At 67.2% G+C, this 1,983-nt stretch carries 1 protein-coding gene; it reads left to right on the plus strand.

The annotated features are described in order from the left end of the window. Positions 1-1,983: type I polyketide synthase (locus B207_RS0105235; RefSeq protein WP_018635476.1), on the plus strand; the 1,983-nt coding region annotated here is incomplete at both ends.

Below are 1,983 nucleotides of genomic sequence, written 5' to 3' on the forward strand. Positions count from 1 at the left end.
CCCAGGCGGTTGGCGCCGGTGAGGACCTGGTGACCGTCGCGGATGTCCGGTGGGAAATCTTCCTGCCGATATTCACCGCGGCCCGGTCGAGGCCGTTGTTCGTGGATCTGCCGGAGGCGGCTGTTTCTGAGGTGCCGGCCGCGGTGGTGGTGTCGTCGTTCGTGCAGCGTTTGGCGGAGCTGCCGGCCGGCGAGCGGGTGCGGCTAGTAGGCGAGGTCGTCCGGACGCATGTCGCGGCGGTGCTCGGGCATACGTCGACCGATGCGGTGGCCTCGGGGTGGGCGTTCAAGGACCTCGGTTTCGATTCGTTGACCGCGGTGGAGCTACGGAACCGGCTGGCCACCGCGACGGGTCTGCGGTTGTCAGCGACACTGGTCTTCGACTACCCGAATGCCGCCGCTCTGGCCGACTATATTGTCGGTCAGGTTTCTTCGACCGTGCCGGACGTTGTCTCTCCTGTTCCGGTGGTGGCGAGTACGGCCGATGACCCGGTTGTGATTGTGGGTATGGCGTGCCGTTTTCCGGGCGGAGCGGACACGCCGGAGGCCTTGTGGGATCTGGTCAGTGCGGGCCGGGATGGGATTGGTGGTTTTCCGGCGGATCGTGGATGGGATCTGGAGGGGTTGTTCCACCCGGATCCTGATCATGTGGGGACGTCGTATGCCCGTGAGGGCGGGTTCCTCTATGAGGTGGGCGATTTCGACGCCGGGCTGTTCGGTATCAGCCCGCGTGAGGCCGTGGCGATGGACCCGCAGCAGCGGCTGCTGTTGGAGACGTCGTGGGAGGCGTTCGAACGGGCCGGGATCGACCCACTGTCTCTGCGGGGCCGCTCAATCGGCGTCTTCGCCGGCACCAACAACTTGGACTACGCGACGCAGGTCGGTGACCTGCCTGCTGGTCTCGAAGGCCATCTGCTGACCGGCACTTCTTCCAGCGTGATCTCTGGTCGGGTGGCGTACACGTTCGGGTTGGAGGGCCCGGCGGTGACGGTGGACACGGCGTGTTCGTCGTCGCTGGTGGCGTTGCATCTGGCGGTGCAGGCGTTGCGCTCCGGTGAGTGTGAGATGGCCCTGGCCGGCGGTGTCGCGGTCATGTCCACACCAGACACCTTCATCCAGTTTTCCCGGCAGCGTGGCCTGTCCGCGGATGGCCGTTGTAAGTCGTTTGCGGCTGGTGCGGATGGGACGGGTTGGTCGGAGGGTACGGGTGTGCTGCTGGTGGAGCGGCTGTCGCAGGCTCGCAGGCGGGGGCATCGGGTTTTGGCGGTGGTGGCGGGGAGTGCGGTGAATCAGGATGGTGCGTCGAATGGGTTGACGGCGCCGAATGGGCCGGCGCAGCAGCGGGTGATTCGNCAGGCGTTGGCGGGTGCGGGGTTGTCGGCGGGGGATGTGGACGCCGTCGAGGCACACGGGACCGGGACCGTTCTGGGGGATCCGATTGAGGCGGAGGCGTTGCTGGCGACCTATGGTCGGGGTCGTTCGGGGGATCGGCCGTTGTGGTTGGGGTCGGTGAAGTCGAACATCGGTCACACCCAGGCCGCCTCCGGGGTCGCTGGGATCATCAAAATGGTCCAGGCCATGCGGCACGGAGTCCTGCCGGCGACGTTGCACGTGGATGAGCCCAGCCCGCATGTCGACTGGACATCAGGGGCCATCTCCCTACTGACCGCACCACGGCCGTGGACCGCGGAATCGGACCGCCCGTTGCGCGCTGCTGTTTCCTCGTTCGGTATGAGCGGGACCAACGCGCACGTGATTCTCGAGCAGGCACCCGTCGAATCCCTCGAGCAGGTGTCGGTTGTCGGTCCCGTTCCGGTGGTGCTGCCGGTGGTGCCGGTGGTGGTGTCGGGGCTGGACGAGGCGGCGTTGCGGGCGCAGGCGGGGCAGCTGGCCACGGTTGCCGATGCCGGGGTGCTTGACGTGGGTGTGGCGTCGATCCGTCGGGCGGTGTTGGCGCATCGTGCGGTGGTGCTGGCGGGGGATG

The sequence above is a fragment of the Parafrankia elaeagni genome, from assembly GCF_000374165.1.
Taxonomy (GTDB): Bacteria; Actinomycetota; Actinomycetes; order Frankiales; family Frankiaceae; genus Parafrankia; species Parafrankia elaeagni.